The following is a 26,648-nucleotide window of genomic DNA, read 5'->3' on the forward strand; positions in this document are numbered from 1 at the left end:
GTTTAAGGAGGCACCGACTGCTCTGCTTCACACTTATCTTTATGAGCCATTTAACTAAAAAAGCCGAATTGGCTTCGACTTTTCTAGCTTATTATTTAACTGCGATGAAGTCTGCACCTTCAGCAACCGAACCAGTCGCTACTGATGAAACATCTTCGAAGTCTGCAGTGTTTGTAACGATAACCATAGTTGTATCGTCAAGACCTGCTTCAGTGATTACTGAGCTATCGAAGGTAGCCAAGACATCACCTTTTTTAATACGTTGATTTGCTTGAACTTTAGCATCAAATCCTTTACCGTCAAGTGAGACAGTGTCGATACCGATGTGGATAAGCACTTCAGCACCTTTATCAGATTTAAGACCGTAAGCGTGACCTGTTGGGAAGGCGATTTGCACTTCGCCATCAAATGGTGCAACTACTTGGTTACCTGAAGGTTTGATAGCGGCACCTTTACCCATAGCTCCTGATGAGAAGACTGGATCATTAACATTTTCCAAAGCTACAACTTCACCTTTAAGTGGAGCAGCGATTGTTTCAGCTTGCAATGCAACTGGAGCTGATTCTGCAGATGCAATATCTTCAGCAACAACTTCTTTTTGAGCTTCAACTTCTTCCTCTTTGTAACCGAAGATCCAAGTAAGAGCGAAACCAAGAGCAAGTGTTACAAGTACCATAAGAACATATTTAAGTACTTGACCGTTAAGGTAAAGAAGTGTACCAGGAACGATTGTTACACCAAATCCTGTACCAGCAAGGTTAAGGATTGATGCCAACCAACCACCAGCAGCACCGGCAATAAGACCCATGATAAATGGTTTACCGAAACGAAGGTTAACCCCGAAGATAGCTGGTTCAGTGATACCAAGTACCGCTGAAAGAGTTGCAGGGAAAGCAAGTGCTTTCAATTTAGCATCTTTAGTTTTAACACCCACTGCAAGTGTCGCACCAGCTTGGGCAGTCATAGCAGCTGTGATGATAGCGTTAAGTGGGTCTTTACCAGTATTAGCAATGAGGTTAGCTTCAAGCAAGTTAAAGACGTGGTGAACCCCTGTAACGACGATAACTTGGTGAACTCCACCAAGAACAAGACCAGCAAGACCAAATGGCAAGTTAAGAATCCATTCTGTAGCAGCAAGAACATAGCTTTCAACAGTATGGAAGACAGGGCCAATGATAAAGAGGGCCAAAGCTGACATTACTGCGAAGACGATAAGTGGACGTAAGAGAAGGTCAAGAACGTCTGGAACCCATTTACGAACCCATTGCTCGAACTTAGCACCAAGCAAACCTACGAAGAAGGCTGGAAGCACTGAGTTTTGGTAACCTACTACTGGAATAAAATCAAAGAAGTAAATTGGTTTAGCAGCACCTGATGCAACATCCCAAGCGTTAGGAAGGGCGTTGTTAACCATCATCAAACCAAGAACCAAACCAAGAAGTGGTGAACCACCAAATACGTTAAAGGCTGACCAACAAATCAAGGCTGGGAAGAAGGCGAAGGCTGTATCTGTCAATACAACTGTGTAAGTATAAAAATCAGTAGCAGCAAAAGCTTTTGATGTTGTACCGAACAAACCAAGAACTGTATCGTTATTGATTGCTCCACGGATACCCATGAAAAGACCAGTCGCTACGATTGCTGGAAGCAATGGAACGAAAACGTCACCAAATGAACGGATAGCACGTTGGAACCAGTTACCTTGTTTAGCAGCTTCTGCTTTTTGTTCGTCTTTAGATGCTGTTGGAAGACCTTGAGCAACGACTTCGTCGTAAATCTTGTTAACAGTACCTGTACCAAAAATCATTTGGTATTGACCTGAGTTAAAGAAAGCACCTTGAACTTTTTCAATGTTCTCAGCCTTTTCTTTATTGATTTTGTTTTCATCTTTGACCATCACACGTAGACGAGTCGCACAGTGAGCAACACTGTTGACGTTTTCACGTCCACCGAGGGCATCGATGACTTCTTTTGCAATTTGTTTGTTATCCATTTGCAAAATTCTCCTTAATAAAATTTGGTATGAAAGCGTTTAGCTTTTCTTTACGATAACTATTTTAGCATCTTTCTGCCATATGTCAACCGTTTAGCATATTTTTTTATTTTTTGTTATAAATCGTTGATTTTTATAGGTAAAACGTTTACTATATTATTAACAAATAGATTAGGAGATTACTAAATATGAATCTACCAACAGAAGTTCGTTACCGTCCATACGCAGATTGGACAGACGAAGAAAAAACAAAGATTAGAGAAAATGTCGCTAAATCACCTTGGCGTGCAAGTTACCATATCGAACCAGAAACAGGGCTTCTTAATGATCCAAACGGTTTTTCTTACTTTAATGGTAAGTTCCAACTTTTCTACCAAAGTTGGCCATTTGGAGCTGCTCATGGTTTGAAACAATGGGTGCATACTGAAACTGAAGATTTGGTTCACTTTACAGAAACTGGTGTCAAACTCTTGCCAGACCATGAAAATGATAGCCACGGTGCCTACTCAGGTTCTGCTTATCAAATCGGTGATAAACTCTTTATCTTCTATACTGGGAACGTTCGTGATGAAAACTGGATTCGTGACCCACGTCAAATCGGCGCTTGGATGGATAAAGACGGCAAAATCGAAAAATTCGACAAGGTTCTTATCAAACAACCTGCTGACGCTACTGGGCACTTCCGTGACCCTCAAATCTTCGATTACAAGGGACAATTCTATGCTATCGTAGGTGCTCAAAACCACGATAAACAAGGTTTTATCAAACTTTACAAAGCTGTTGATAATGATGTCGAAAACTGGGTTGAAGTTGGAGACCTAGACTTTGGTGGTACTGGCTCAGAATACATGATTGAGTGTCCTAACCTTGTCTTTGTAGATACCAAACCTGTTCTTCTTTATAGCCCACAAGGTCTTGATAAAGCTGAACTTGACTATGGCAATATTTACCCTAATACTTATAAGATTTTCCAAGATTTCGACCCTGAGAAACCTGCCCTTGTTGATGGCACACCAATTATTAACTTGGACTACGGGTTCGAAGCTTATGCTACTCAAGGATTTAACACTCCTGATGGTCGTGCCCTTATTGTTAGCTGGATTGGTCTCCCAGACGTGGACTATCCAACTGACAAATACGACTATCAAGGTGCTATGAGCTTGGTTAAAGAATTATCTATCAAAGATGGTAAACTCTACCAATACCCAGTAGAAGCTATTACAAGCTTACGTGCTAGTCAAGAAGATTTCTCTGAAAAAACGGCAACAACTAACACTTACGAGCTTGAACTTAACTTTGAAGCTAACACTCAAACAGAACTTGTCCTCTTCGCAGACCAAGAAAGAAAGGGCTTGTCACTTACTGTTGATACTGAGAACGGAAAAGTTATCCTTGACCGTTCTAAAGCTGGTGAACAATATGCTACTGACTTTGGAACAAGTCGTGAATGTACACTTGATGCCGGTCAAGCTGCAACAGCAAACATCTTTGTAGATAACTCAATCGTTGAAATTTACTTCAACAAAGGTGAGAAAGTCTTCACTAGTCGTGTTTTCCCAAGTGCAGAACAAACTGGTATCAAAGTAACGTCAGGAAACGTTTCTGGACACTACTTCGACTTGAAATACTAAGGTGATTTATGGTCGCAAAGCTTACTGACGTTGCCGAACTGGCTGGTGTGAGCCCAACCACAGTTTCTCGCGTCATAAACAAAAAGGGCTACCTCTCACAAAAGACCATTGACAAAGTTCACGCTGCTATGCAAGAACTCAACTATAAACCAAATAATTTAGCTCGAGGCCTCCAAGGAAAGTCGGCCAAACTCGTTGGCTTGATTTTCCCAAATATTTCCAATGTATTTTATGCCGAACTTATTGAACGTCTTGAGGATGAACTCTTTAAGCAAGGCTATAAAACCATTATTTGTAATAGTGAGCATGATCCTAACAAGGAGAGAGACTATTTGGAGATGCTTGCCGCCAACCAATGTGACGGCATCATCTCGTCTAGTCACAATCTTGGTATTGAGGATTATGAGAAGGTTGAAGCTCCCATCGTTGCCTTCGACCGTAATCTCGCCCCAAAGATTCCTATTGTTTCGTCTGACAACTTTGAAGGTGGCAAGTTAGCCGCAAGAGCTATGGTCAAGGCTGGCTGTCAACGCATTGTCATGATTACAGGCTATGATAATTCGGATTCTCCAACAGGACTTCGTCAACTAGGTTTTAATTATGAATTGGACAAGAAAGGTATTATTTGTCCTGTTCCAAACGATTTGTCTCTCATGCGACGAGAATTAGAAATCAAATCTATTATCTCTCGTGAAAAACCAGATGGCATCTTTGTTTCGGACGATTTAACAGCTATCTTGGTTATGAAGATAGCTAGACAATTGGGACTTTCTATCCCAGATGACCTAAAAATCATCGGTTATGACGGTACCGCCTTTATCCGTCACTTCTACCCAGAGTTAGCAACTATCCAACAACCTTTGGATGAAATTGCTAAGCTTTGTGTCGAAATTCTTCTCAAGAAAATGAAAGGCAAAACAGTTAATCGTGATTATGTACTTCCAGTGAGTCTGATTGCTGGTGGCAGTATATAAATGAAAGTCGCAAGAAATCTCCGCTTGCGACTTTTTCTTGTTACATTTGTAGAAAAAAAGAAGTTGAAACAACGTTCAACTTCTTTTGCTTATGCTTCATCTGTCACAAACTGACTAAGTACACCATTAATGAACTTAGCAGATGTTTCATCAGAATATTTTTTAGCGATTTCAATGATTTCGTTAATAGCTACACGTCCTGGTGTTTCTTCAAATGACGTGATTTCATAAAGTCCCAAACGAAGGAGAGTACGATCTGTCACAATCAAACGTGAGAGGCTCCAACCCTCTTTCAACTTTTCTTCAATTTGACTATCAAGTTGGGCCAACTCTTCACGGACACCTGTTACTAGGCTAAGAAGAAAGGCTGGTACATCAACTTCAGTTTCTTCGTCAATTGGCTTGTCATAAGTGTAAGCGAAATGTGCTTGTTCCAGAGCTTCTCCACCAAATTCAAGGGCAAAAAGCGTTTGAAAAGCACGCTCACGAAGGTCACGACGTGAATCTTTAAAGATATTAGTCATTCAAAAAATCCTCGTTAAACAATTCAGCCAAGTCTGGTTTTTGTGACTTTTCAGTAACAATAGATTCAACGTGAACATTGACTTCTGAAATTGCCACTTCTGCCATATCATAGACAGCTGCTTTAACAGCCTTTTGAATTTCAATTGAAACCGCTGGTACGTTAACCCCATACTGAAGTGAGACGTAGATATCAGCATTTACAGTACCATCTTCTTCTGTTCGGAGGTAAACACCACGTCCCAAGCTTGTTTTGCTGAGACTATCCGTAACATTTTTATTTTGAAGGGCGTAAACACCTTCCACTTTAGTTGCAGCGATACCTGTAATCACTTCGAGCACGCGAGGGGCAATTACAATTTCACCGATATTTTCTGTAGTCATCGCATGTTTCCTTTCCGTTAGTTTGGAAAATAAAGCCTTCAAACCAGTGGTTTGAAAGACTTAGTTGGGCTTAGGCACGTGATACGTAAGTACCTTCAGCTGTGTTGATAACCAATTTTTGACCAGCTTCGATAAAGTCTGGAACGTTAACCACAAGACCAGTTTCAAGTGTTGCAGGTTTACCTGAACCTGTAACTGTTGCACCTTTGATTGATGGTTGTGTTTCAGTAACAGTCAATTCAACAGTTGTTGGCACTTGAACACCAATAACTTCTGTTCCGTAGAATTGGATTTTTACGTCTGAGTTTTCAAGGATAAATTTCAATTCTTCTTGAACGTTGGCTACTGGGATTTCATATTGGTCATATGTTTCAGTGTTCATGAAGTATGCAGTATCATCCATTTGGTACAAGTATTGTGCTGGTACTGTTTCGATGATTGCTTGTTCAAATTTTTCTTCTGGACGATAGCTAGTATCAAAAGTTGAACCTGAACGAACATCACGCAATTTCATACGCATGATTGTGTTACCTTTACCAGGTTTGTGGTGGCTAGCTTCAAGAACTTTGATCAATTTGCCATCGTTAGTTACGAAAGTCATACCCGCACGGAGTTTACTTGCTTCAATCATTATTAAATACCTCTTTGTAAAAAATTATTATCAGTTTATTTTACCATAAATGATAGCATGGCTCAAATGTTTTATAGATTCAAGCCCAATCCTCAGGCTTTTTTCAAAGAACAAACTAGTCATCCATTCCTAAGTGAACCTCTGGAACATCATGTTGCAAATAAGAAACGCCTTTTTGTTCCATCAATTCAATCGCAAAGGGATGGGGCCTATAATTGGCCTTGTATGTAATCTTAACAATACCAGCTTGCAAGAGGGCTTTGGTGCAGTTGATACAAGGAAAATGAGTCACATAAATCTCTGTATTTTTGGTAGAAATCCCCTCTTTGGCACATTGGATAAGGGCATTCATCTCTGCGTGTACCGTACGAATACAATGACCATCTTCCATATAGTGGCCTACTTCGTTACAGTTATCAGTCTCAGAAACTCCGCCGTTATAACCTGTAGCGATAATACGCTTGTCCTTGACTAAAACAGCTCCAACAAAGGCACGATTACACGTAGAACGCTTAGAAATCAGCTCTGCATTAGCCATAAAATAATCTTGCCAAGATAAACGGTTTGGCATAAAGTATTCCTCCAAATCTTAGAGAACAATCAATTCCTTAGGCGCAAGGGTAATCAATTCACAACCATTTTCTGTGATAATGATGTCATCTTCGATACGAACACCGTATTTGTCAGCCAAATAAACACCTGGCTCGTCCGTCAAGACCATACCAGCTTCGATAGTCTCATCAGAGTTACCAAAGTAAGGAATCTCGTGAATGTCAAGACCGATACCATGTCCAATACCATGTGTAAAGTAGTCACCGTACCCCGCTTCGACAATAACATCACGCGCAACCTTATCATAGTCACGACGTGTCATACCAGCCTTAGCTGCGTCAATCAAGGCCTGGTTAGAACGTAGAACGATATCATAAATTTCACGCTCCTCATCAGTGGTGTCACCAATATGGATAGTACGAGTCATATCGCTAACGTAGTGGTTGTAGTAGCAACCAAAGTCCATCGTTAAGGTTTCACCAGATTGGATAACCTTTTCTGAAGCAACCCCATGAGGCATAGCAGAACGGTAACCTGAAGCAATGATAGACTCAAAGGAAACCCCTGAAGCTCCGTACTCACGCATACGGAAATCTAGGAAGTTTGCCACTTGTAGTTCTGTTGTTTGACCTGGTTTAATAAAATCAAGTACATCTGTAAAGGCACGGTCTGAGATAGAACAAGCCTTACGGATAGTTGCCAATTCTTTTTCGTCCTTGATCATACGCAACTCTTCCATGAAGTTGCTTTGTGGTGATAAAGTGTAGCCTTCAAAAATCGCTTGAAGACCTTGATAGTAAGCAAATGATACCTGATTATCAAATCCGATTGTTTCCAGTTTATCAGCCTCGATAATTTTAACAATATCCTTAAGTGGGTCCTTACTTTCGATAATATCAAAGCCATGCACGGATTGTTTGGCAATGAGGGTATAACGTGAATCGGTTAAGAAGAGGCGACGATTCTTAGTGATGAAGACAGTCGCATTTGTCCCCCAGAAATCTGTCAAATAATAAATATTGTTTTGTCCTGTCACCAACAAGGCATCAAGGCCTGATTGGGCAAGTTTGGCATCAAATCGTTCAAGTCTACGTTGCATTATGAATTACTCCTTTGGTATTTTAGGTTAATTATACCAAATTTTCAGATTTTAAAGGATTAAATTGACATTTTAGATTGTTTTTTTGAGGTCATAAAGAAAAAGCCAGATCAAACTCTGACTTTATTAGCATTACACAAAGGCTCGCTTTTCGTAGATAGTTGGCATAAAAAGGAGCAAAACCATAGTCCAAACAAACAAAACAAAGGCTTCGCGAAGATTAAAGAACTCTTGACCACTAGTAAAGACTGCTCGCATAAAACTAAATGGCACATAAGTCATCAGCTTAGTCATGGTATCCCCTAAACTAGCCAAATAGAGCGTGAAGAAAGTCATTCCTGTTACTCCAAAATAAGCCGTTACAAAGGCCGTTAAGGTATTCTTCACAAACAAGACAAGCAAAGAGGAAATCATATAAATAAAGGCTCCATAGAGTAGAAAATCAATATAGATGTTTCTGATATAATCCCACAAAGGAAAATCCACATGTTGCACAGAATACTTATAAAAAGCCAACTCTAAAACCAGAATAGTCGCGGCGACTATAGACAATACAAGGAAACTTAAGAGTTTTCGAAGAATGACCTCCCATCCAGATAAGGAAGATACCCGAATCATATTAATTGTTCGATTCTGAAATTCTCGTCCAAGACTAGATACTGCTAGATAAGCAAAGACGATATCCACGATAAAAGAATAACTGGCAATAATCGCAGATGCCCCAAGGTAAGCTCCCTTATAGCCATCACAAAAGATGACAATTGCACCAATCAATGCTACCAATCCAAGACAAATAAAGACGCTTCTTGTCATACATTCCTGCTTCAAAAATACCGTTCTTAATTTATTTTTCATTGAATAGCACCTCACTTAACCCTTCTTTTTCATAAGTAAAAGGAATTCCCTCCCGATCCATAACTTGCTTAACAGCTGCTAATCCTTTGACTAAGATATCATGTTTTTGTCGGTCAAAAACGAGACCATTTAATTTGAGTAGGGTCATTAATGACTTCAAACTTAAATCCTCAGTATAAATCTTATATTTGACATTATCACTATCATCTAAGTAAATTAGCTTATGATTCTTCAACAAATAATTTTTCGTACAAACCTGTTCAAGATTAGACAGGATATGACTTGAGATAATAAAGGTTAGACCATGGTTTTTAGCTAACTTTTTAATTAATGTGAGGAGACTGTTGATTCCATTAGGATCCAAACCATTTGTAGGCTCATCAAGAAGGATGAGTTCATCTGAAGCAATTAAGGCGATAAACAAACCCACACGTTGCTTCATTCCCAAAGACAATTTGGAAGCTTTGCGTTTAAGATAGGCCGCCACCTCCAACTCGTCTTTATAACGGTCAATCAACGCGTAATCTTTACTGTACAATTTACAATAAAATTTAAGGTTAGCTTCAACAGTCATATTGGGATATAGGGCTGGAGCTTCAATCAAGGCTCCTACTGTTTTTGTTTTTAAGTCAATAATATCCTTGGGTTCTGCCAAGATACCCGAAACTAGTTTCATCAGGGTCGTCTTCCCTGCACCATTATTACCAATCAAACCAGCAATATCCCCCTTCTCTAACGTGAACGAGATATTATCCAAAACGGTTTGCTTTCCAAAACTATAGGTTAAGCCTTTCACCGCTAGCACTGTCATGTATTTACCTTTCTTTGTTTAAATAACTAGCCCAATCGCTTATGATACACGAAGAAATGACCTTGGACCAAGTCAGATGAAATCATATTTGATAAATTCTTTTATTTCTCCAACTTAAAAAATAGTCTGTTAGATAAATTTCCCTAAAAGACTTATAAACAGATCTGTTAGATTCCTAAAAACTTGCTTAATTTGAGACATTAGGCTAGTAACAGACCCTTCAGTATGATTAATTACATCCTTATCACTATCCTTGATAGTATCTTCAGAAGGGGACTCAGGCAAGGGATTTTCCACCTTCTCTACTACTTCTGTTCTCTCTGGTGTCTCTGTTTTCTCAGTTTCTTCCTTGAAAACAGCCTGATAAATATCTCGGGCATCTGGAGCACTGCCAAGATAGCCAGAAACCAATTGACCATTTTTGAGACGAATGACACTTGGAGTCCCTGGAATTCCTAGCTTATCAAATAGTATTTTACGAGACTCACGGTCCAACTGATCTGAATCTGTATTGTAATAAAGAAGCTGACCATCAATCAGGGTATTGAAATCCTTCAAAACTGGAGAATTTTGACGACAATAGTAGCAGGTTGGCCGGCCAACATAAAGGATATGGTCCCCGCCATCTTCAGTCAACATATTTGTGACATCACTATAAGAGACTGGCTTCAGGTTTTCAAGATTCTTTTCATAAGTTTCAACCGAGACCTCTTCGGACCTTACTTCTGTCTCAACCACTCCTGTCTGTGATGATTGAGGAAGCGAATTTTCCTTTGTCTCGCTAATAGATTCAACTTTCTCAGCTACCTGTTGAGAAGCTGTTTCAGAAGAAACTTCCACATTCTCTACTTCACCATTCTCAACAGAATTATTGGATAATTCGACTGTAGACTCCTTAACATCTAACTCATCCGCTGCTCCACTAAGCACTGCTAACTGGCAAGTACCTAAAACAAAACTCGCCATCAAAATAAATTGTATTTTCTTCATGTATTCTCCTTATTTGTTTACTGTGTTACATCTTACTTTTTACCAATTAACAAAAGCAATGGTACCATGACACTAATTACCATGTTCCTCTCCTTTTCTATTTATATTAATACTTTAGCCACTAAGTCCAAGCTATGACTTCATTATAAGAGCTTAACGAAATAAAAAATAGTGACATAAATGTCACTATTCCATAGGATTAAAGATAAAAAGAAAAGGCTAAGCAAATAAACTCAACCTAAGACTATAATAATCAGCAGAGAAAATCATTTCTCCTTATCCTTACTCGCTACTCTAAGCGCAAACAAAGAAAAAGCTAGTGAAAAAGTTGACCAGACGAGACAATGGTCAATAAAGGCAACGCCTTCGGTGAAACTTAACGTAACATTTATCATCACAATAAATAGCCAGACGATCACGATAACAATGCTTAAACTTCTAATAAGATTATTCTTCTGTTTATCCATATTTCTCTTTCCCATATTTGGTGCTCATGGTAACTTCTAATCGCCATAAGGAGGTCTTCTTTTCAACCACCATTTGTTCCAACCCAATCGTTCAGGTAAGGTTTGAGGTTTAGATACAAAACCACCCCCTGTAACATTTTCTAAGGTTTCAGCATTGAGCTCTTCACCATATGCCTTAGTTCGCATTCTTATTTCTCCTTTCTTTTCAAAAATAAATACAGCAATAACCACTTGGACTATACAAAGATTTAGTCGTCTTGAAGACCTAGTGGATTTGGGTATAAGGTCATTATAAGTTCTCCCTTTTCAAAAAAATAGTGACATAAATGTCACTACCACTGAACACAAAAAGACAGGTCTTTATAAGACCTGTTCTAAAACTTGTTTACTTCTACGGTGTTTCAGAATAAGATAAAAAATAACTTCAAAAAGAAGAAAACTAAAATAAATTCCTAAAACATAAAGCAAAGTTTCCCATTTATCTGTTGCTGATTGAAAATGGCCGTGATGATCCACTGTACGAATGCTAATTAAAAGACAAATATCTAGAAATAAGGCTAGAAGAATACCATTAAATCCTATAAAAAAACGCTTTTTAACCATAGTCTGACTCCTGTATCTTTTTTCTTAACCATAGAATAGCAAGCTCAACTTAAACCAGCCTAAAGCAAAAAAAGACTCAGAGAGCCCTTTTTCCTTTATGTCAATTTTTCTTTCAAATATTGTCCTGTGTAGCTTTCTGGAACAGCTGCTACTTCCTCTGGAGTCCCTGTAGCTACGATAGTACCTCCACCGACACCGCCTTCAGGACCCAAATCAATGATGTGGTCTGCGGTCTTGATAACATCTAGATTGTGCTCAATCACGAGAACAGTATTGCCATCGTCCGCAAAACGCTGAAGCACCTTCAAGAGACGAGCAATGTCATCTGTATGGAGACCAGTTGTAGGTTCATCCAGAATGTAGAAAGACTTCCCAGTAGATCGTTTGTGAAGCTCACTAGCCAGTTTCATACGCTGGGCCTCACCCCCTGATAGGGTTGTCGCTGGTTGTCCCAGAGTCACATATCCGAGCCCCACGTCCTTGATGGTCTGCACCTTACGAGCAATCTTAGGGATAGCCGCAAAGAAGTCAACTGCGTCATCAACTGTCATATCCAGAATTTCAGCAATATTTTTCCCCTTATAACGAACTTCTAAGGTCTCAGAATTATAGCGTGTGCCATGGCAAACCTCACAAGGGACATAAACATCAGGCAAGAAATGCATCTCAATCTTGATAATACCATCACCAGAGCAGGCTTCACAACGGCCACCCTTGACATTGAAAGAGAAACGCCCCTTCTTGTAACCGCGAATCTTGGCCTCATTGGTTTGGGCAAACAGATCACGAATATCGTCAAAGACACCTGTGTAAGTCGCTGGATTAGAACGAGGTGTACGCCCAATTGGACTTTGGTCAATATCAATCAAACGCTCGATATACTCAATGCCTGTCACTGATTTGTGTTTACCAGGTTTCTCACTATTGCGATTGAGCTCTTGGGCAATTTTTTTCTTAAGAATTCCGTTAACCAAAGTCGATTTTCCTGAACCAGAAACACCTGTGACTGCAATCAACTTTCCAAGTGGAAACTTGACAGATACATTCTTAAGGTTATTTTCGCTAGCTCCTGTAACCTCGATAAAACGACCATTACCTACACGACGTTCCGTCGGTACAGGAATTGATTTGGCACCTGACAGATATTGCCCAGTGATTGATTTCTTGTTCTTAGCCACTTCCTCTGGGGTCCCAGAGGCCATGATTTGACCACCAAAAGCACCCGCACCAGGTCCCACATCGATAAGCCAGTCAGCCTCACGCATGGTATCTTCATCATGCTCCACCACAATCAAGGTGTTGCCCAGGTCACGCATCTTTTTAAGACTTGATATCAAGCGATCATTGTCACGCTGATGAAGCCCTATAGAAGGCTCATCCAAAACATATAAGACTCCAGAAAGGTTAGAGCCAATCTGTGTTGCCAAACGGATACGCTGACTCTCACCCCCAGAAAGGGTTCCAGCCATACGAGAGAGAGTCAAATAATTAAGACCTACATTATTTAGGAAAGTCAAGCGATCCTTGATTTCCTTAACAATTGGACGAGCGATCACTCCTTCATTCTCACCCAATTCAAGGCTATCGATTTCCTGAAGATGATCTGAAATAGACAAATCAGAGATTTGACCAATATTGAGGCCATTCTCACCACCAACACGAACCGAGAGTGCCGCTTCGTTAAGACGATAGCCATGACAAGTTGGACATGACAGCTCATTCATATAACCTCGCATGACATTGCGAGTGAAATCACTATTGGTCTCGTGGTAGCGACGATTAATATTAGTCACAACCCCTTCAAAAGGAATGTCAATATCACGCACCCCACCAAAATCATTAACATAATGGAAATGGAATTCACGATCCCCAGATCCGTAGAGGACCAAATCTTGTTCTTCTTTTTTCAGTTTTTCAAATGGCGTATCCATATCCACGCCGAACTGCTCCATGGCCTGCTCAAGCATAGCTGGATAATAGTTGGATGATATAGGATTCCAAGGCGCCAGAGCACCTTCACGCAAGGTTTTACTAGCATCAGGGATAACCAAATCCATATCAACTTCCAGTTTATTACCCAAACCGTCACAGGTCGGACAAGAGCCAAACGGTGCATTGAATGAAAAGAGACGCGGCTCCAACTCTGGCACTGTGAAGCCACAAACTGGACAAGAATAATGCTCTGAGTAAAGCAACTCATTATCATCCATAGTATCCACAATCAAGTAGCCATCTGCTAAACGAAGGGCCGCCTCCACCGAATCAAAGAGACGACTACGGATACCCTCCTTATTCACCAAGCGGTCCACAACCACTTCGATATTATGCATCTTAGACTTAGACAACTCTGGCACTTCTGTGACATCGTAAATCTCACCATCTACACGAACACGAACATAACCGTCCTTTTGTACACGCTCAAAAACGGCCTTGTGTTGCCCTTTTCTACGACGAACAATCGGCGCTAAAATCTGCATACGCGTACGCTCAGGAAGAGCTAGAACCTCGTCCACAATCTGTTCCACAGAGGACGACTGAATGGCCCCATGACCATTAGGACAATAGGGAACACCCACACGTGCATAAAGGAGACGAAGATAGTCATTAATCTCCGTTGCCGTCCCGACCGTCGAACGAGGGTTTTTGCTTGTTGTTTTCTGATCAATGGAGATGGCAGGACTCAAACCATCAATCGAGTCCACATCAGGTTTCTCCATATTACCCAAAAACTGACGAGCATAAGCCGAGAGACTTTCAACATAACGACGTTGCCCCTCTGCATAGATGGTATCAAAGGCCAAGGAAGACTTCCCAGAACCTGACAAACCCGTCACCACCACCAGTTTATCACGCGGAATCTCCACATCGATATTTTTTAAATTGTGAGCTCTTGCTCCATGAATCACTAACTTATCTTGCATATTTTAAGAGACCCTAACCCAGAAGCTACGGCCACTCCTTTCTACAGACGGATGGAAAATCCATCCCGACTTTCTCTCATAATTATAACAAAATTTCAATTTATCCAGCCCAAAAATGTTTCAAATGTAGTATAATGGTGAAGTGTCTAAAAAAGGCAAGGAACATTATCCCAAGCCTCATTTGACAGCACTAAAATAGCTAAGAGCAGTGTTTATTGGACTTAAAAGCGATTCTACAAATCCTTTTATAATCAAGACGCCAGCGCTTACTTAATGACAAAGGAGGGGTTCCCATTGAAACAAATGTTCTTATCCACCGGAAAAGAATTCAAAGAAATTGAAACATTCGAGCCTGGTGCTTGGATTCATTTGGTGAACCCTTCCCAAGAAGAAGCCATGAAGGTCGCAGAACGTTTTAACATTGATATTCAAGACCTCCGTGCCCCTCTGGACGTGGAAGAAACATCACGTATCGATGTCGAAGATGACTACACCCTGATTCTGGTCGACGTCCCAACCCAAGAAGAGCGTAATAACAAAAGCTACTACGTCACTATTCCATTGGGTATCATCGTTACCGATGAGGTGGTTGTTACAACCTGTCTCGAGGACATCAGCCTCATGGACAACTTCCTCAACCACCGTGTACGTAACTTCTACACCTTTATGAAGACCCGTTTTGTCTTTCAGATTCTCTATCGCAATGCTCAACTCTTCCTAACCGCCCTACGTTCTATCGACCGTCAGAGCGATAAATTGGAAGCTCAGTTGGAAAATGCGACTAAAAACGAGCACTTGATTGACATGATGGAATTGGAAAAATCCATTGTCTATCTAAAAGCCTCACTTAAGATGAATGAGCGAATTGTCAAAAAGCTAACAGGTAACGCCTCTAGCTTGAAGAAATATATCGAGGACGAGGATCTCTTGGAAGATACACTGGTCGAAACCCAACAGGCCATTGAGATGGCAGGCATCTATGAAAATGTCTTGAATGCCATGGCTGAAACCGCTGCTTCTATCATCGGCAACAACCAGAACACTATCATGAAGACACTCGCTCTCATGACTATGGCTCTGGACATCCCAACCGTTATCTTCTCCGCCTACGGCATGAACTTTAAAAATAATTCTATGCCTCTAAACGATTTAGATAATGCTTTTTGGGTTATCTTTTTCATCGCAGCCTTCGGGTCATCTTGCGTTGTTATCTACTTTATCAGGAAAAAATGGTTCTAACATAGAGCCTCTTCTTTTCCCTAAACTACAAAACTAAAAAATAATACTATTTATCGAAAGGTCATCTCATGGACATCCAAAAACTCACCAAGAAAAACCAAGAATTTATCCACATCGCAACCAACCAACTCATCAAAGATGGTAAGTCAGACCAAGAAATCAAAGATATCCTTGGCGATATTATTCCTGAACTTATCGAAAACCAGAAAAAAGGAATCACAGGACGTGGACTCCTTGGTGCTCCAACTGTTTGGGCAGCTAGCTTCTCCCCTGAAAAACACCAACAACCTGAAACTGGTAAACCTAACAAAGAAGTACCAGAAACAGATAAAACACCTTGGAAAATGTGGCTTGATACCTCACTCTTCCTTCTAGCCATCGTTGCAATCATGAACGCAATCTTTGGTTTCTCAGGTACACAAACCAGCTACGGCCTCACAACCCTTCTTTCAGTGTCATTCATTGGCGGTCTTGCTATGTATACCCCTTACCACTACATCTACCGTCACAATAACAAACCAAAAGAAGAACGTCCAAAATGGTGGTTCAGCATGACCATCATCACTCTCTCTTTTATTGCATGGTTTGCCCTCTTTAGTCTTACAGCCCTTCTTCCAAGCTACCTCAACCCTGGTCTTTCACCAATTGTAATCCTTATCATTGGTGTCATCGCTGGTGTTGCCAAATACTTCTTCAAACGTCACTACAACGTTCAAAGTACTTACGCACCTGCATCTTAATCAATCTCAACCTCAAGCACCCTTATGGGTGCTTTTTTACGTCAGAAATCTTGACACAGTTGGCTATTCTATACTAAAATGTTAAAGTTAATAGACAAAAGAAAGAATTCCAATAGATGCGTATCAAATTCCCTCTACTAATCATTGCTTGCTGCCTATTGCTTATGGCATGCAGCCACAAGAATACTCAGAAAAACTATCAAGCTTACTATAGTTTCAACAACGTGACGACTCCCACTCAAGAAAAACAGCTAGCCAAAGCCTTAAAAAGCAAAGGCATACCGACCAAAGACTGGGACAATCTAGCCCCCTATATTACTCGTTATAATCAGGAAAATACAAACCTTCAGTCAGTTGTCAAAAAATGGACCAAAAGTAAAATCGGCAAAGATCAAAACCAATTCGTCACCTTCCTTAATGAAAAAACTTTTGAAGAGAATAAATCACACTTTACTGACGACTTAAACTGTCGACGAACATCTTTCCTCCTTCTTCACGACCTTATTACAAGCTCAGAGGACCTCACCAAATTAGAACTCCCCCTTCAAAACGAATTTATAGATCTTAAGTCACACCACAAAGAGTTAACTGCCAAGGATCAAGCTCTCTACAGTCTCCTTTTTGGTGATAATATCAGCTATCAGTCTACAGACGATCTCCTTAAAGCTTGGAAAAAAGCTGGACTCAAGTTTCCAGAGAAGGTTAAACTCCTATCGGTCTTTCAAAATAGCCCTGGTGATGTCAGCAATTTCCACACGGCTATAGCTTACGAAAAAGATGGTAGTATCTATGTCTTTGAAAAACAGGACCCTACACTTCCTTACAGATGGAGCCGCTTCGATAATTGGGCGGATATCAAAACACACTGGTTATCAAACCGCTTCAAGGTCTTCAAAGACAATGTTGATATCCTTGTTAATGACCAAAAATTTGATGATTTCTTAGAAAACACACTCTATATACCACAAAACAACCAACTAGCTCATCAAGACGAATGAGAAGGCCAGTTGGTTTTTCTTTTTTCCCCAAAATATAAAACAAAACCCTCCTCTGTCAGTCCTAGAAAGGACAAAAGCCTACATGATCAAGTGAGCAGAAAAAAAACACCCTCAGTCGAGGGTATTATTTTTAGTCTTCGTTTACGTAAGGCATAAGTGCCATAACGCGAGCGCGTTTAATCGCTGTTGTTACTTTACGTTGGTTTTTAGCTGAAGTTCCTGTTACACGACGTGGAAGAATTTTACCACGTTCTGAAACGAAACGGCTAAGAAGCTCAGTATCTTTGTAATCAACATATTCGATTTTGTTAGCTGCGATGTAATCAACTTTTTTACGGCGTTTGAATCCGCCACGACGTTGTTGAGCCATGTTTATTTCTCCTTTATATATTTAATTCGTTTTGTCCATTCTTAGAATGGGAGATCGTCATCTGAAATGTCCATTGGATTTGAATTACCAAATGGACTCTCGTCACGACCGAAGTTTGGTGTAGATTGCGCAGGTTGTGATCCACCAAATGAACCACCAGTTGAAGCTCCACCACCGAATGAATTTGAATTATCAAATCCTCCAGCGTTGTAAGAACCACCACTGTGACCTTCACGTGCCGCACGGCTTTCCAACATTTGGAAATTATCAGCGACAACTTCAGTTACGTAAACACGTTGACCTTGTTGATTTTCATAGTTACGAGTCTGAATACGACCTGTAATTCCAATCAATGCGCCTTTCTTAGCCCAGTTAGCCAAATTTTCAGCTTGCTGGCGCCAGATAACACAGTTAATAAAGTCTGTTTCACGTTCACCATTAGCACCCTTGAAGTTACGGTTAACCGCAAGGCTGAATGTTGCAACAGCAACGTTACTTGGTGTATAACGAAGTTCCGCATCACGGGTCATGCGACCAACGAGTACGACATTATTAATCATAATTTACCTTCTTACGCGTCAAGTTTAACGATCATGTGACGAAGAATGTCACCGTTGATTTTTGAAAGACGGTCAAACTCGTTAAGAGCTGCATCGTCGTTTGCTTCAACGTTAACAACGTGGTAAAGTCCTTCACGGAAATCTTGGATTTCGTATGCAAGACGACGTTTTTCCCAATCTTTTGATTCAACAACAGTTGCACCGTTGTCAGTCAAGATAGAATCGAAACGTGCTACCAAAGCGTTTTTAGCTTCTTCTTCAATGTTTGGACGAATGATATAAAGAATTTCGTATTTAGCCATTGATATTTTCCTCCTCTTTTGGTCTAATGACTCATGGTCTTTCGCCACGAGTAAGTGAGGTGCACTCACAAGATATAATTCTACCAAAGTTTGAAGGATAATGCAAGGGAAAAGTGAATAGATAGAAATTTGAATCGCTAAGAAAAAAATTAAGCCTTATGAGTCGTCTTTTCTCCGGCCAAACTTCATGCTAAAATAAGAGAATGCTTTATCATAAAAAGAAATTAGGAGAAAAACTAGGGCTTCCAACCTTTAACCACTACTATAATATCCCTATTACTTCCCTAGAATATGATTTAAAAAACTTAGGTCAGAGTGACGTCTACATTATCACTTTCAAACAGGACAATAACCTCTTTGTTGTTGACATAACACATCAGCTTGGTCATACCAGTCATTTTGATACCGTCTCCCTCTTTGAACTAGACAAGCTCTTATCTGGTATCGCTGCTGTTCCTTTAGCCGCTGTCCAAAACATACAAATCTTGTCCTTTCCAGACAAGTTACACTCTCTGAACCCTAGTCAACGTCTAAAAAATCTCGTTGCTCTTTACTACAAGGATGCAGAAATCATGCGTTACCTCAAGACGACTAAAAATACCGGTGATCAGGTGACAAGATATCAATTAGAGGCTGAACGACTAGAAAGACAAGGTAAGAGTTTTGACTTCTTCAAGTACGTCAGCCGTGGCAAAATACGAGAAGAAGACGGTCTAGCGGAAGTGTCTAGCAAGGACTACGACTTCATTCCTGATTTTCACCCCTTCTTAACCTCACCAAGAAGCCAGCAGGTTTTAAGCGTACCAGTAACCTACTTTGATGACAAAACGAAACAGACCGCCAAAATAGACATCATGGGGTGGTATATCAAGGACCAGCAACTTAAGATTCGTTGGAAACCCAAGTACATGCGCAAACGTCGATGGCGCTCATCACGTATCTCAGTTGATATCGTGACCGACAACTACTTCTTCCAAGGACAAATCTATAGAGACAGTAGTGCCCCCATATTTCTGAACAACCTAAACTTCGATAGTAAAATCCCTAAGAGTTTCCTACCGCATCTTAAAAATCAATACCAAATCTTTATGACTCTAGTAAAAGAACAAAAAAGGCTTGCTCTCCTACGGAAGGTTCGGTTGAACAAAAAGGACTAAGAGTCTCTCACTAAAATCCACTAATATTCAACATATCAAAAAGCTCATTCTTACACGCTAGAATGAGCTTTTAAGATTCTTCAATTGTCATTAGAACATCCTTTTGGAATTTTGTAAAAAATATTTTCATAAGGAGGAGTCATTGTGTGTCACCATTTTTATACCTAGCAATCATAGATTACCTCCATCAACTTACAAACAACTTTCAAGCATTGTAAATTTTCTATTACATCGGTATCACTCCCTAAGCTATTTTATGCAATAACTTGAAGTGTCTCCATTTTTATAACGTCCTAAATTCATCATCATAGTAATCACCTCTGATTCATATGATTTGAGACCTATCTCCCCATTGACCACTCAATGAGGTTTACTTGTCGCCGTTCTTATAACGACTTACATCAAACATCAACATAAGCGTCACCTCGGTACTTTGTTACAAGATTTAAGCATTTAACTTTTGTCGATAGATTACTCATTTGGCATTGGTATCACTCCTTAAGCTATTTTACGCAACAGCTTAAGTGTCTCCATTTTTATACCTACTAACATTTCTCATGAGCTTTACCTCACTTTTTGACGTTAATCTTGAGTTTAGCTTTCGATTTCTGGTGGTATCACTCCCTTGTAGCTATTTTATGCAACATTATTAATCGCCGTTTTTATACCTACTCATATTTTTCATGAACTCACCTCGTTCATCTTAAGAATATAGGATTTACGTTTCGTGTGGCATGGGTATCACTCCTTAGGCTATTTTACGCAACAACCTATGTGTCTCCATTTTTATACCTACTAACATTTCTCATGAGCTTTACCTCACTTTTCTTAAGTTAACAGATTTGAGTTTGGCTTTCGACTTCTGGTGGTATCACTCCCTTGTAGCTATTTTATGCGACTGAATTAATCTCCATTCTTGTAACGCCCTACTGTCATGCGGTCACGCTCCTCAGAGATGATTGGTAAAGTTATTTGTTTTGCCTACTGTTTTGTTTAGAGATCTTAGTCTCCATTTTTGTACCTTGAAATATTTACTCTCACCATGGCTCTTACCTCCTTGATGAATCCTTATCTTCTTTACACTTTTAGTATAATGTAAACGCTTACTTTTGTCAATCCTTTTGTCGGAAAAACGCATAATTTTTTGAAAAAAGATTTCTTTGCTACAATAGAGACATGTTAGATTTAAAAGAATACGGCATTGTCATGTGGGATGCTGAGAAAATCGCGTCTTTTCGTCGCACCCTCCTGGACTGGTACGATCGAGAGAAACGAGACCTCCCCTGGCGTAGGACTAGAAACCCATACTATATCTGGGTCAGTGAAATCATGCTACAACAAACCCAGGTTCAGACTGTTATTCCCTATTACGAGCGCTTTTTAGACTGGTTCCCAACAGTTAAGGATTTGGCCGAAGCCCCAGAAGAGAAGCTTCTCAAAGCTTGGGAGGGACTAGGTTACTACTCACGTGTCCGAAACATGCAAAAGGCTGCGCAACAAATCATGGATGACTTTGATGGTCAGTTTCCAGATACATATGAAAACATTGCCAAACTCAAGGGCATCGGACCCTATACTGCTGGTGCTATTTCTAGCATCGCTTTTGGGCTCCCAGAACCTGCTGTTGATGGTAATGTTATGCGAGTTATGGCTCGTCTCTTTGAAGTTAACTACGATATCGGAGACGCCAAAAATCGTAAGATTTTCCAAGCGATTATGGACATTTTGATTGACCCTAATCGTCCAGGTGACTTTAACCAGGCGCTTATGGACCTTGGGACTGACATCGAATCAGCTAAAAATCCAAGACCCGACGAAAGCCCTATTCGCTTTTTCTGTGCAGCCTATCTCAATGGAACCTATGACAAATACCCCATCAAATTGCCAAAGAAAAAGCCTAAACCTATGCAAATTCAGGCTTTTATTATCAGAAATGCAAAGGGTGAGTTTCTGCTCGAAAAAAATATCGAAGGGCGTCTGCTAGGTGGTTTCTGGTCCTTCCCTATCGTGGAAACAGACTTTATTGGCCAACAACTCAGCCTTTTTGAAAAGGATGATTGTATTCTCGAGACAGTCTCTCAAAAAGCTATTTTTGAGAAAGATTATTCCCTCAAACCAGAGTGGTCTAGCAATAATTTTGCACCCGTAAAGCATACCTTCAGCCATCAAAAATGGACCATCGAAATGGTGGAAGGCAACGTTAAGAACGGTAAACCTACTTCCGATAAGGAGCTACGCTGGGTGGCTAGTCAAGACTTTGACCAGTTCCCAATGGCCACACCACAGAAGAAGATGATTAAAACTTATGAAGACAGTAAAAAAGGATAGCATTGTGTGCTACCCTTTTTCTTATACATCAAGTTTATCGTGCTTACGGCCTCGCAAAGCAAGGTATACTTTTGAAAGAACTACTCCCAAAAAGATATAAAACAATTCCAAATAAGTCACATTTTTTGACATAAAAAATTCAATCATAATACGACACTCCTTTTTATTAAGAACTCCTGTCGCTGTTCTCAGTTATACTTCTATTGTAGATAAGATGGCCAATAAAGAATAGTGACATAAATGTCACTATGGGGAACAAAAAAGCCGAAACATTCAAGTTTCAGCTTTGGAGTTATTAGTCTACTTTGTAAAAGAAGTAACTGTCGTCTGTGGTGCCATAAAGTGACTGCCCACCCCAGATACGATCCTTACTTTTATCTGACTGATCATCAGCTTTCTCATTTGGTGATGACATTACAGAACCAGTCAAAGATACTCCTTTGGGTAAGAATGCTATTGCTCCTCCGCCAACTCCAACACCAGATTTCGGACCTGTACTCGATTTAAGGTAACCATCAGTCACTTTAGAATTTTCAACATCTACTCTTTCTGTATCACTAACCAATCCGTTCTTGTCAAAGGTCATTGTATAGCCTTTACCGTTCTTCCAAGTTCCAGCGATACTTGAGAAATCACCATTCTGAATAGCATTGATATCCATACCAGTCTCTTTGTTTGATTTGCTGTCGCTACTGCTTGCTTCTGTCTCGTCACTACTTGAGTCGTCAAAATCATGCCAATCTTCGGAAGACAAATCCAGAGTCTGAGCGTCACCTAAGCCAACCTTACTTGCACCATCAGTTGTCTCAGACATACTGAAATCAACCGATTGAAGTTGGTTAAAGGCGCCATCCTTGATTTCATAGGTCTCAGCCTTGGCCTCAGGTCTCATACGCTGGAATTGTTGGCAGTAAATCGTACCATCTTTATAAAATTTCATGGTACTCAAGTAACCACCCTTGGCAAAGGTTCCAGCACTTATAGCAAAAACAGGCTTGTCATCGTTATCAAGATAATATAGCGCATGAACACTATCAGGAGTACCAATCAAAAGCTCAGCCGAGCCATCATCATTGATATCTACATAGCTATATTGAACTTTTTCACCCACTCTATTGGCTTCAAAAATCGTATTAGTTGAATAAGCTTCCTCAGTTGAGAGGTTGCTTGGAACAGCTGATGTATCGCCGTTCAGAGCAATAGGGCGATAGAGATCCAAGACTGAAGCATAGAGCTCATCGTAGCTCACTTCCTCCGTTTCAGATGAATCACCACTCACTTGTTCAGACTTAGAAGTGCTGTCGCCTGAGCCTGAACCACCCGTATTTGTTGCGTTACAAGCTGTCAGCAAGAACAAACTTGATAAGAGCGCAAATCCTGTTAATTTCTTTTTCATAACTATCCTTTCATAAGAAACGACCTAATATAAATATTAAATCATTTAAATCTCTCTGACATTATGTTAACAATTGTATGGTTGATAAGTCAAGTATTTTTTGAAAAATTAATTTATATTTATTTATCAAGAACGCTTATATAATCATAACTTTCACTATAATCCAACAATTCCATCCTCAATTAAATTAGAGTTTTGATTAAAATGTCTAGATATTAATTAGTGATTCTTTTTTCATTTACAAATATCTGCATCAAAAAAAGCCGAACCTCAGTCCTGCTTTCATCTGTCTATTTCTACTTGGTCATAAAGTAGGTGATAATCACCAATACTGCTACGATAGCTAGGACAACGGCCAGGAATCCTAGCATGTAACGCAAGAGAAAGTAGGTAAATGGAAAATTTTCTTTCATGTTTTACTTTGCCTCATACCATGTACGGCCGTCATTCTCATCTGCAATGAGTGGGACAGCGAGTTCGACTGCAGCTTCCATGGTTTCTTTAACCAAGGCTTTCATCGCTACAAGTTCATCGTTTGGCACCTCAAGGACGATTTCATCGTGCACTTGGAGGAGCATCTTAGTTTTGTAGCCACCTTCTACCAAAGCCTTGTCTAAGTTAATCATAGCAATCTTGAGGATATCAGCGGCACTTCCTTGGATAGGTGAGTTGATGGCTGTACGCTCTGCGAAGTTGCGAACATTAAAGTTACGAGAATTGATATCTGGCAACTCACGACGGCGGTGGAAGAGAGTTTCTACGTAGCCCTTATCCTTAGCTTCACGAACCACATTATCCATATAGGCCTTGATACCAGGATAACGCTCAAAGTAGGTGTCGATATACTCCTTGGCCTTTTTACGGCTAATGCCAAGGTTATTAGAAAGTCCGAAGTCAGAAATGCCATAAACGATACCAAAGTTAACAGCCTTGGCGTTACGACGGTCGTTAGGTGTGACATCCTCTGGCTTTTCAATGCCAAAAACACGCATGGCTGTAGAGGTATGGATATCTGCCCCTTCTTTAAAAGCAGCAATCAAATGCTCATCTCCCGAAATGTGGGCAAGCACGCGCAACTCAATCTGTGAGTAATCCGAGCTTAAAAGCACTGCGTCCTCAGTCGATGGGACAAAAGCCTTACGGATGAGACGACCTTGCTCCAAGCGAACAGGGATATTTTGCAAGTTTGGATCCACTGATGAGAGGCGACCTGTCTGAGTTAGATCTTGCACATAACGTGTATGGATCTTGCCATCCTCAAGGATATAATCCTGAAGCCCCAAGACATAGGTAGACTGAAGCTTAGTGATTTGGCGGTACTCCAAAATCTTAGCTACGATTGGAGCAATTGGTGCCAAACGTTCAAGGACATCAACAGCTGTCGAGTAACCGGTCTTGGTTTTCTTAGTGTATTCCAAAGGTAGTCCCATCTTTTCGAAGAGGATGACACCCAACTGTTTTGGCGAGTTGATATTAAACTCTTCGCCCGCCATCTCATAGATTTCTTGAGTCAATTTATCGATGACTACTTGGTTTTCCACTGCCATCTCGTTAAGGGTTTGTCCCTTAACCTTAATACCAGCGATTTCCATCTTAGCTAGCACATTTGCCAGTGGTAACTCCATATCAAAGAGGAGCTCTGATTGGCCGTGTTCAGCCAATTTTTCAAGCATGACAGGTTTAGCTACCTGAAGGACCTTGACTTTTTTAGCTAGGTGGCTGAGCAAGACCTCTTTTTCAGGCACGGCACGTTTAGCCCCCTTACCATAGACCACTTCATCTGTTTCAAGCGGCAAGTCTGTATAGAGACGGGCAATGGTTGACAATTCATTGTCCTCAACGGTTGAGAGGAGATACTTGGCCAGACGTGCATCAAAATTAGCCGTAGGCAAGTCAATGCCTAGATGACTCAAAAGGACCTTACTGCGCTTGAAATCGTAGATATTAACAGCTTTAGAAAGAGCTGCCTGGAAGGCGTCTGATTTGAGGAGGTCAGTATCTGTAGATGCATAAATCTGCTTGTCATTCCCCCAAGCAAAACCAATGATAGGCTCCGTGTGATAATTCTCACCAAGAATTTCAAGATAAAAGAAATCATCAGGGCTGAAGTGATCTTCTGTCACTTGGCTTGGCTCAGTATAGGCCACATCAAAATCTTGTGGCACAGCCTCTCCACCAAGGGCATTTTTAAACTGAACAAAGCCCATCTCGTCATAAAAGGCTGCCAATTTTTCAAGGTCAGGTCCCGTAAAGGCCGTATCATCTAGGTCAATTTCAATAGGAGACTGGGTATCAATAGTCGCCAGGGTCTTAGAAAGAAAGGCTTGATCCTTGTCGTTGATGAGATTTTCCTTCATCTTAGACTTCTTCATCTCATCGATGTGGTCATAGATACCTTCAAGGGAACCGTGTTCCAAGAGGAGCTTGAGACCTGTCTTTTCACCAATCTTAGTCACTCCTGGAATATTATCAGACTTATCACCCATAAGGGCTTTAAGGTCAATGAATTGCATTGGGGTAATCCCCATTTTCTCCATGAGGTAGTCAGGTGTGAAGGCTTCAAACTCAGCCACACCTTTTTTCGAAATCTCAACGACTGTATTTTCGTCAGTCAGCTGAATCAAGTCTTTATCCCCAGAAACAACTGTGATTTGGTAGTTCTCACTGGTATTTTCAGCCATCTTAGCTAAGGTACCGATAATGTCATCTGCTTCGTACTGAGCCAAGTCATAATAGGCGATGCCACGTGCAGCCAACATCTCACGGATATAAGGGAACTGCTCACGGAATTCCTCTGGAGTCTTGGCACGACCAGCCTTATAGTCCGCAAACATCTCTGTACGGAAAGTTGTTTTACCAGCATCAAAGGCTACCAAAACATGGGTCGGCTGGATTCGCTCAAGTAGGTTGTCCAACATGAGGTGGAAACCGTAGATGGCATTGGTATGAAGGCCGTTATTGTTACGAAAACGGTCAATTTGATTATAGAGTGCGAAAAAGGCACGAAAGGCAACGGATGAACCGTCGATTAGGAGTAATTTTTTCTGATTAGTCATAGGTTTATTATAGCATAGATGGGAGAAATGGATGGGATGAGAGTATTTAAAAAGCACAGGAACAATTCC

General features: G+C 40.5%; 24 protein-coding genes. 7 read left to right on the top strand and 17 right to left on the bottom strand.

Annotated features, from left to right (window positions below):
• Positions 1-91 precede the first annotated feature (91 nt).
• Complete coding sequence (locus tag BSR19_RS09000; RefSeq protein ID WP_022496300.1) at positions 92-1,993, bottom strand: sucrose-specific PTS transporter subunit IIBC; 1,902 nt, start codon at positions 1,991-1,993, stop codon at positions 92-94.
• A 188-nt stretch (positions 1,994-2,181) separates the two neighbouring features.
• Here BSR19_RS09000 and BSR19_RS09005 point away from each other — a divergent pair, with 188 nt between their 5' ends.
• Together BSR19_RS09005 and BSR19_RS09010 are read left to right on the top strand one after the other, a co-directional pair.
• Positions 2,182-3,624, top strand: coding sequence for a sucrose-6-phosphate hydrolase (locus tag BSR19_RS09005; protein WP_002891827.1), 1,443 nt, complete (start codon positions 2,182-2,184; stop codon positions 3,622-3,624).
• Positions 3,625-3,632: 8 nt separating this feature from the next.
• Entirely contained in the window at positions 3,633-4,598 is a 966-nt protein-coding gene (locus BSR19_RS09010; RefSeq protein ID WP_002891828.1) for a LacI family DNA-binding transcriptional regulator, read from the top strand.
• A gap of 89 nt (positions 4,599-4,687) precedes the next feature.
• Here the strand turns inward: BSR19_RS09010 and nusB are convergent, their stop codons facing one another.
• From nusB to uvrA, 11 genes are all read right to left on the bottom strand, one after another.
• Positions 4,688-5,122 (bottom strand): transcription antitermination factor NusB, encoded by a 435-nt coding sequence (nusB, locus tag BSR19_RS09015; RefSeq protein ID WP_002884506.1) that lies wholly within the window; start codon positions 5,120-5,122, stop codon positions 4,688-4,690.
• Complete coding sequence (locus tag BSR19_RS09020; protein WP_002884704.1) at positions 5,115-5,504, bottom strand: Asp23/Gls24 family envelope stress response protein; 390 nt, start codon at positions 5,502-5,504, stop codon at positions 5,115-5,117. Before BSR19_RS09020 ends, nusB begins: the two co-directional genes overlap by 8 nt.
• Before the next feature lie 70 nt (positions 5,505-5,574).
• A complete protein-coding gene (gene efp / locus BSR19_RS09025) occupies positions 5,575-6,135 on the bottom strand; it encodes an elongation factor P (RefSeq protein WP_002891830.1) in 561 nt (186 codons plus the stop codon).
• Positions 6,136-6,250: 115 nt separating this feature from the next.
• Positions 6,251-6,706: a deoxycytidylate deaminase gene (locus BSR19_RS09030; RefSeq protein ID WP_037598468.1), complete on the bottom strand. Its 456-nt coding sequence runs from the start codon at positions 6,704-6,706 to the stop codon at positions 6,251-6,253.
• An 18-nt stretch (positions 6,707-6,724) separates the two neighbouring features.
• A complete protein-coding gene (locus BSR19_RS09035) occupies positions 6,725-7,786 on the bottom strand; it encodes a M24 family metallopeptidase (protein ID WP_002891832.1) in 1,062 nt (353 codons plus the stop codon).
• 132 nt (positions 7,787-7,918) lie between these two features.
• Positions 7,919-8,641, bottom strand: a complete 723-nt coding sequence (locus BSR19_RS09040; RefSeq protein ID WP_231605965.1) for a hypothetical protein — start codon at positions 8,639-8,641, stop codon at positions 7,919-7,921.
• The gene (locus BSR19_RS11505) at positions 8,631-9,452 is read right to left on the bottom strand and encodes an ABC transporter ATP-binding protein (RefSeq protein WP_060972521.1); all 822 of its coding nucleotides are present in this window, start codon (positions 9,450-9,452) and stop codon (positions 8,631-8,633) included. The genes BSR19_RS09040 and BSR19_RS11505 overlap by 11 nt, the downstream gene beginning before the upstream one ends.
• 129 nt (positions 9,453-9,581) lie before the next feature.
• Complete coding sequence (locus BSR19_RS09050; RefSeq protein WP_060972520.1) at positions 9,582-10,442, bottom strand: thioredoxin family protein; 861 nt, start codon at positions 10,440-10,442, stop codon at positions 9,582-9,584.
• A gap of 503 nt (positions 10,443-10,945) precedes the next feature.
• Complete coding sequence (locus BSR19_RS11510; protein WP_171966959.1) at positions 10,946-11,095, bottom strand: hypothetical protein; 150 nt, start codon at positions 11,093-11,095, stop codon at positions 10,946-10,948.
• A gap of 174 nt (positions 11,096-11,269) precedes the next feature.
• Entirely contained in the window at positions 11,270-11,512 is a 243-nt protein-coding gene (locus tag BSR19_RS09060; RefSeq protein ID WP_082759633.1) for a DUF3923 family protein, read from the bottom strand.
• Between the two features lie 95 nt (positions 11,513-11,607).
• Positions 11,608-14,433, bottom strand: a complete 2,826-nt coding sequence (uvrA, locus tag BSR19_RS09065) for an excinuclease ABC subunit UvrA (protein WP_156247027.1) — start codon at positions 14,431-14,433, stop codon at positions 11,608-11,610.
• A gap of 294 nt (positions 14,434-14,727) precedes the next feature.
• On the opposite strand from uvrA, the gene BSR19_RS09070 reads away from it, so the two are divergent.
• The 3 genes from BSR19_RS09070 to BSR19_RS09080 all read left to right on the top strand — a co-directional run bounded on the left by BSR19_RS09070 (position 14,728) and on the right by BSR19_RS09080 (position 17,410).
• Complete coding sequence (locus tag BSR19_RS09070) at positions 14,728-15,672, top strand: magnesium transporter CorA family protein (RefSeq protein WP_004183470.1); 945 nt, start codon at positions 14,728-14,730, stop codon at positions 15,670-15,672.
• A gap of 68 nt (positions 15,673-15,740) precedes the next feature.
• Positions 15,741-16,412, top strand: coding sequence for a DUF1129 domain-containing protein (locus tag BSR19_RS09075; RefSeq protein WP_048790099.1), 672 nt, complete (start codon positions 15,741-15,743; stop codon positions 16,410-16,412).
• Between the two features lie 116 nt (positions 16,413-16,528).
• Complete coding sequence (locus tag BSR19_RS09080) at positions 16,529-17,410, top strand: DUF4300 family protein (protein WP_156247028.1); 882 nt, start codon at positions 16,529-16,531, stop codon at positions 17,408-17,410.
• 130 nt (positions 17,411-17,540) lie between these two features.
• Here BSR19_RS09080 and rpsR read toward each other — a convergent pair whose 3' ends face one another.
• The 3 genes from rpsR to rpsF are packed head-to-tail and all read right to left on the bottom strand — an operon-like array spanning position 17,541 to position 18,642.
• Entirely contained in the window at positions 17,541-17,780 is a 240-nt protein-coding gene (rpsR, locus tag BSR19_RS09085) for a 30S ribosomal protein S18 (protein ID WP_000068665.1), read from the bottom strand.
• Positions 17,781-17,821: 41 nt separating this feature from the next.
• Positions 17,822-18,340, bottom strand: a complete 519-nt coding sequence (locus BSR19_RS09090; RefSeq protein WP_002891844.1) for a single-stranded DNA-binding protein — start codon at positions 18,338-18,340, stop codon at positions 17,822-17,824.
• An 11-nt stretch (positions 18,341-18,351) separates the two neighbouring features.
• Positions 18,352-18,642, bottom strand: coding sequence for a 30S ribosomal protein S6 (rpsF, locus tag BSR19_RS09095; RefSeq protein ID WP_003093185.1), 291 nt, complete (start codon positions 18,640-18,642; stop codon positions 18,352-18,354).
• Between the two features lie 203 nt (positions 18,643-18,845).
• Between rpsF and BSR19_RS09100 the strand changes: the two genes are divergently transcribed.
• Together BSR19_RS09100 and mutY are read left to right on the top strand one after the other, a co-directional pair.
• On the top strand, positions 18,846-19,799 hold the full coding sequence (locus BSR19_RS09100) for a hypothetical protein (RefSeq protein WP_156247029.1): 954 nt from the start codon (positions 18,846-18,848) through the stop codon (positions 19,797-19,799).
• Between the two features lie 1,176 nt (positions 19,800-20,975).
• Complete coding sequence (gene mutY / locus BSR19_RS09105) at positions 20,976-22,127, top strand: A/G-specific adenine glycosylase (protein ID WP_156247030.1); 1,152 nt, start codon at positions 20,976-20,978, stop codon at positions 22,125-22,127.
• A 295-nt stretch (positions 22,128-22,422) separates the two neighbouring features.
• Here mutY and BSR19_RS09110 read toward each other — a convergent pair whose 3' ends face one another.
• Complete coding sequence (locus BSR19_RS09110) at positions 22,423-23,523, bottom strand: DUF6287 domain-containing protein (RefSeq protein ID WP_156247031.1); 1,101 nt, start codon at positions 23,521-23,523, stop codon at positions 22,423-22,425.
• Between the two features lie 416 nt (positions 23,524-23,939).
• Complete coding sequence (gene polA / locus BSR19_RS09115; RefSeq protein ID WP_021143606.1) at positions 23,940-26,579, bottom strand: DNA polymerase I; 2,640 nt, start codon at positions 26,577-26,579, stop codon at positions 23,940-23,942.
• Positions 26,580-26,648: the final 69 nt, after the last annotated feature.

The sequence above is a fragment of the Streptococcus salivarius genome (assembly GCF_009738225.1).
Lineage (GTDB): Bacteria > Bacillota > Bacilli > Lactobacillales > Streptococcaceae > Streptococcus.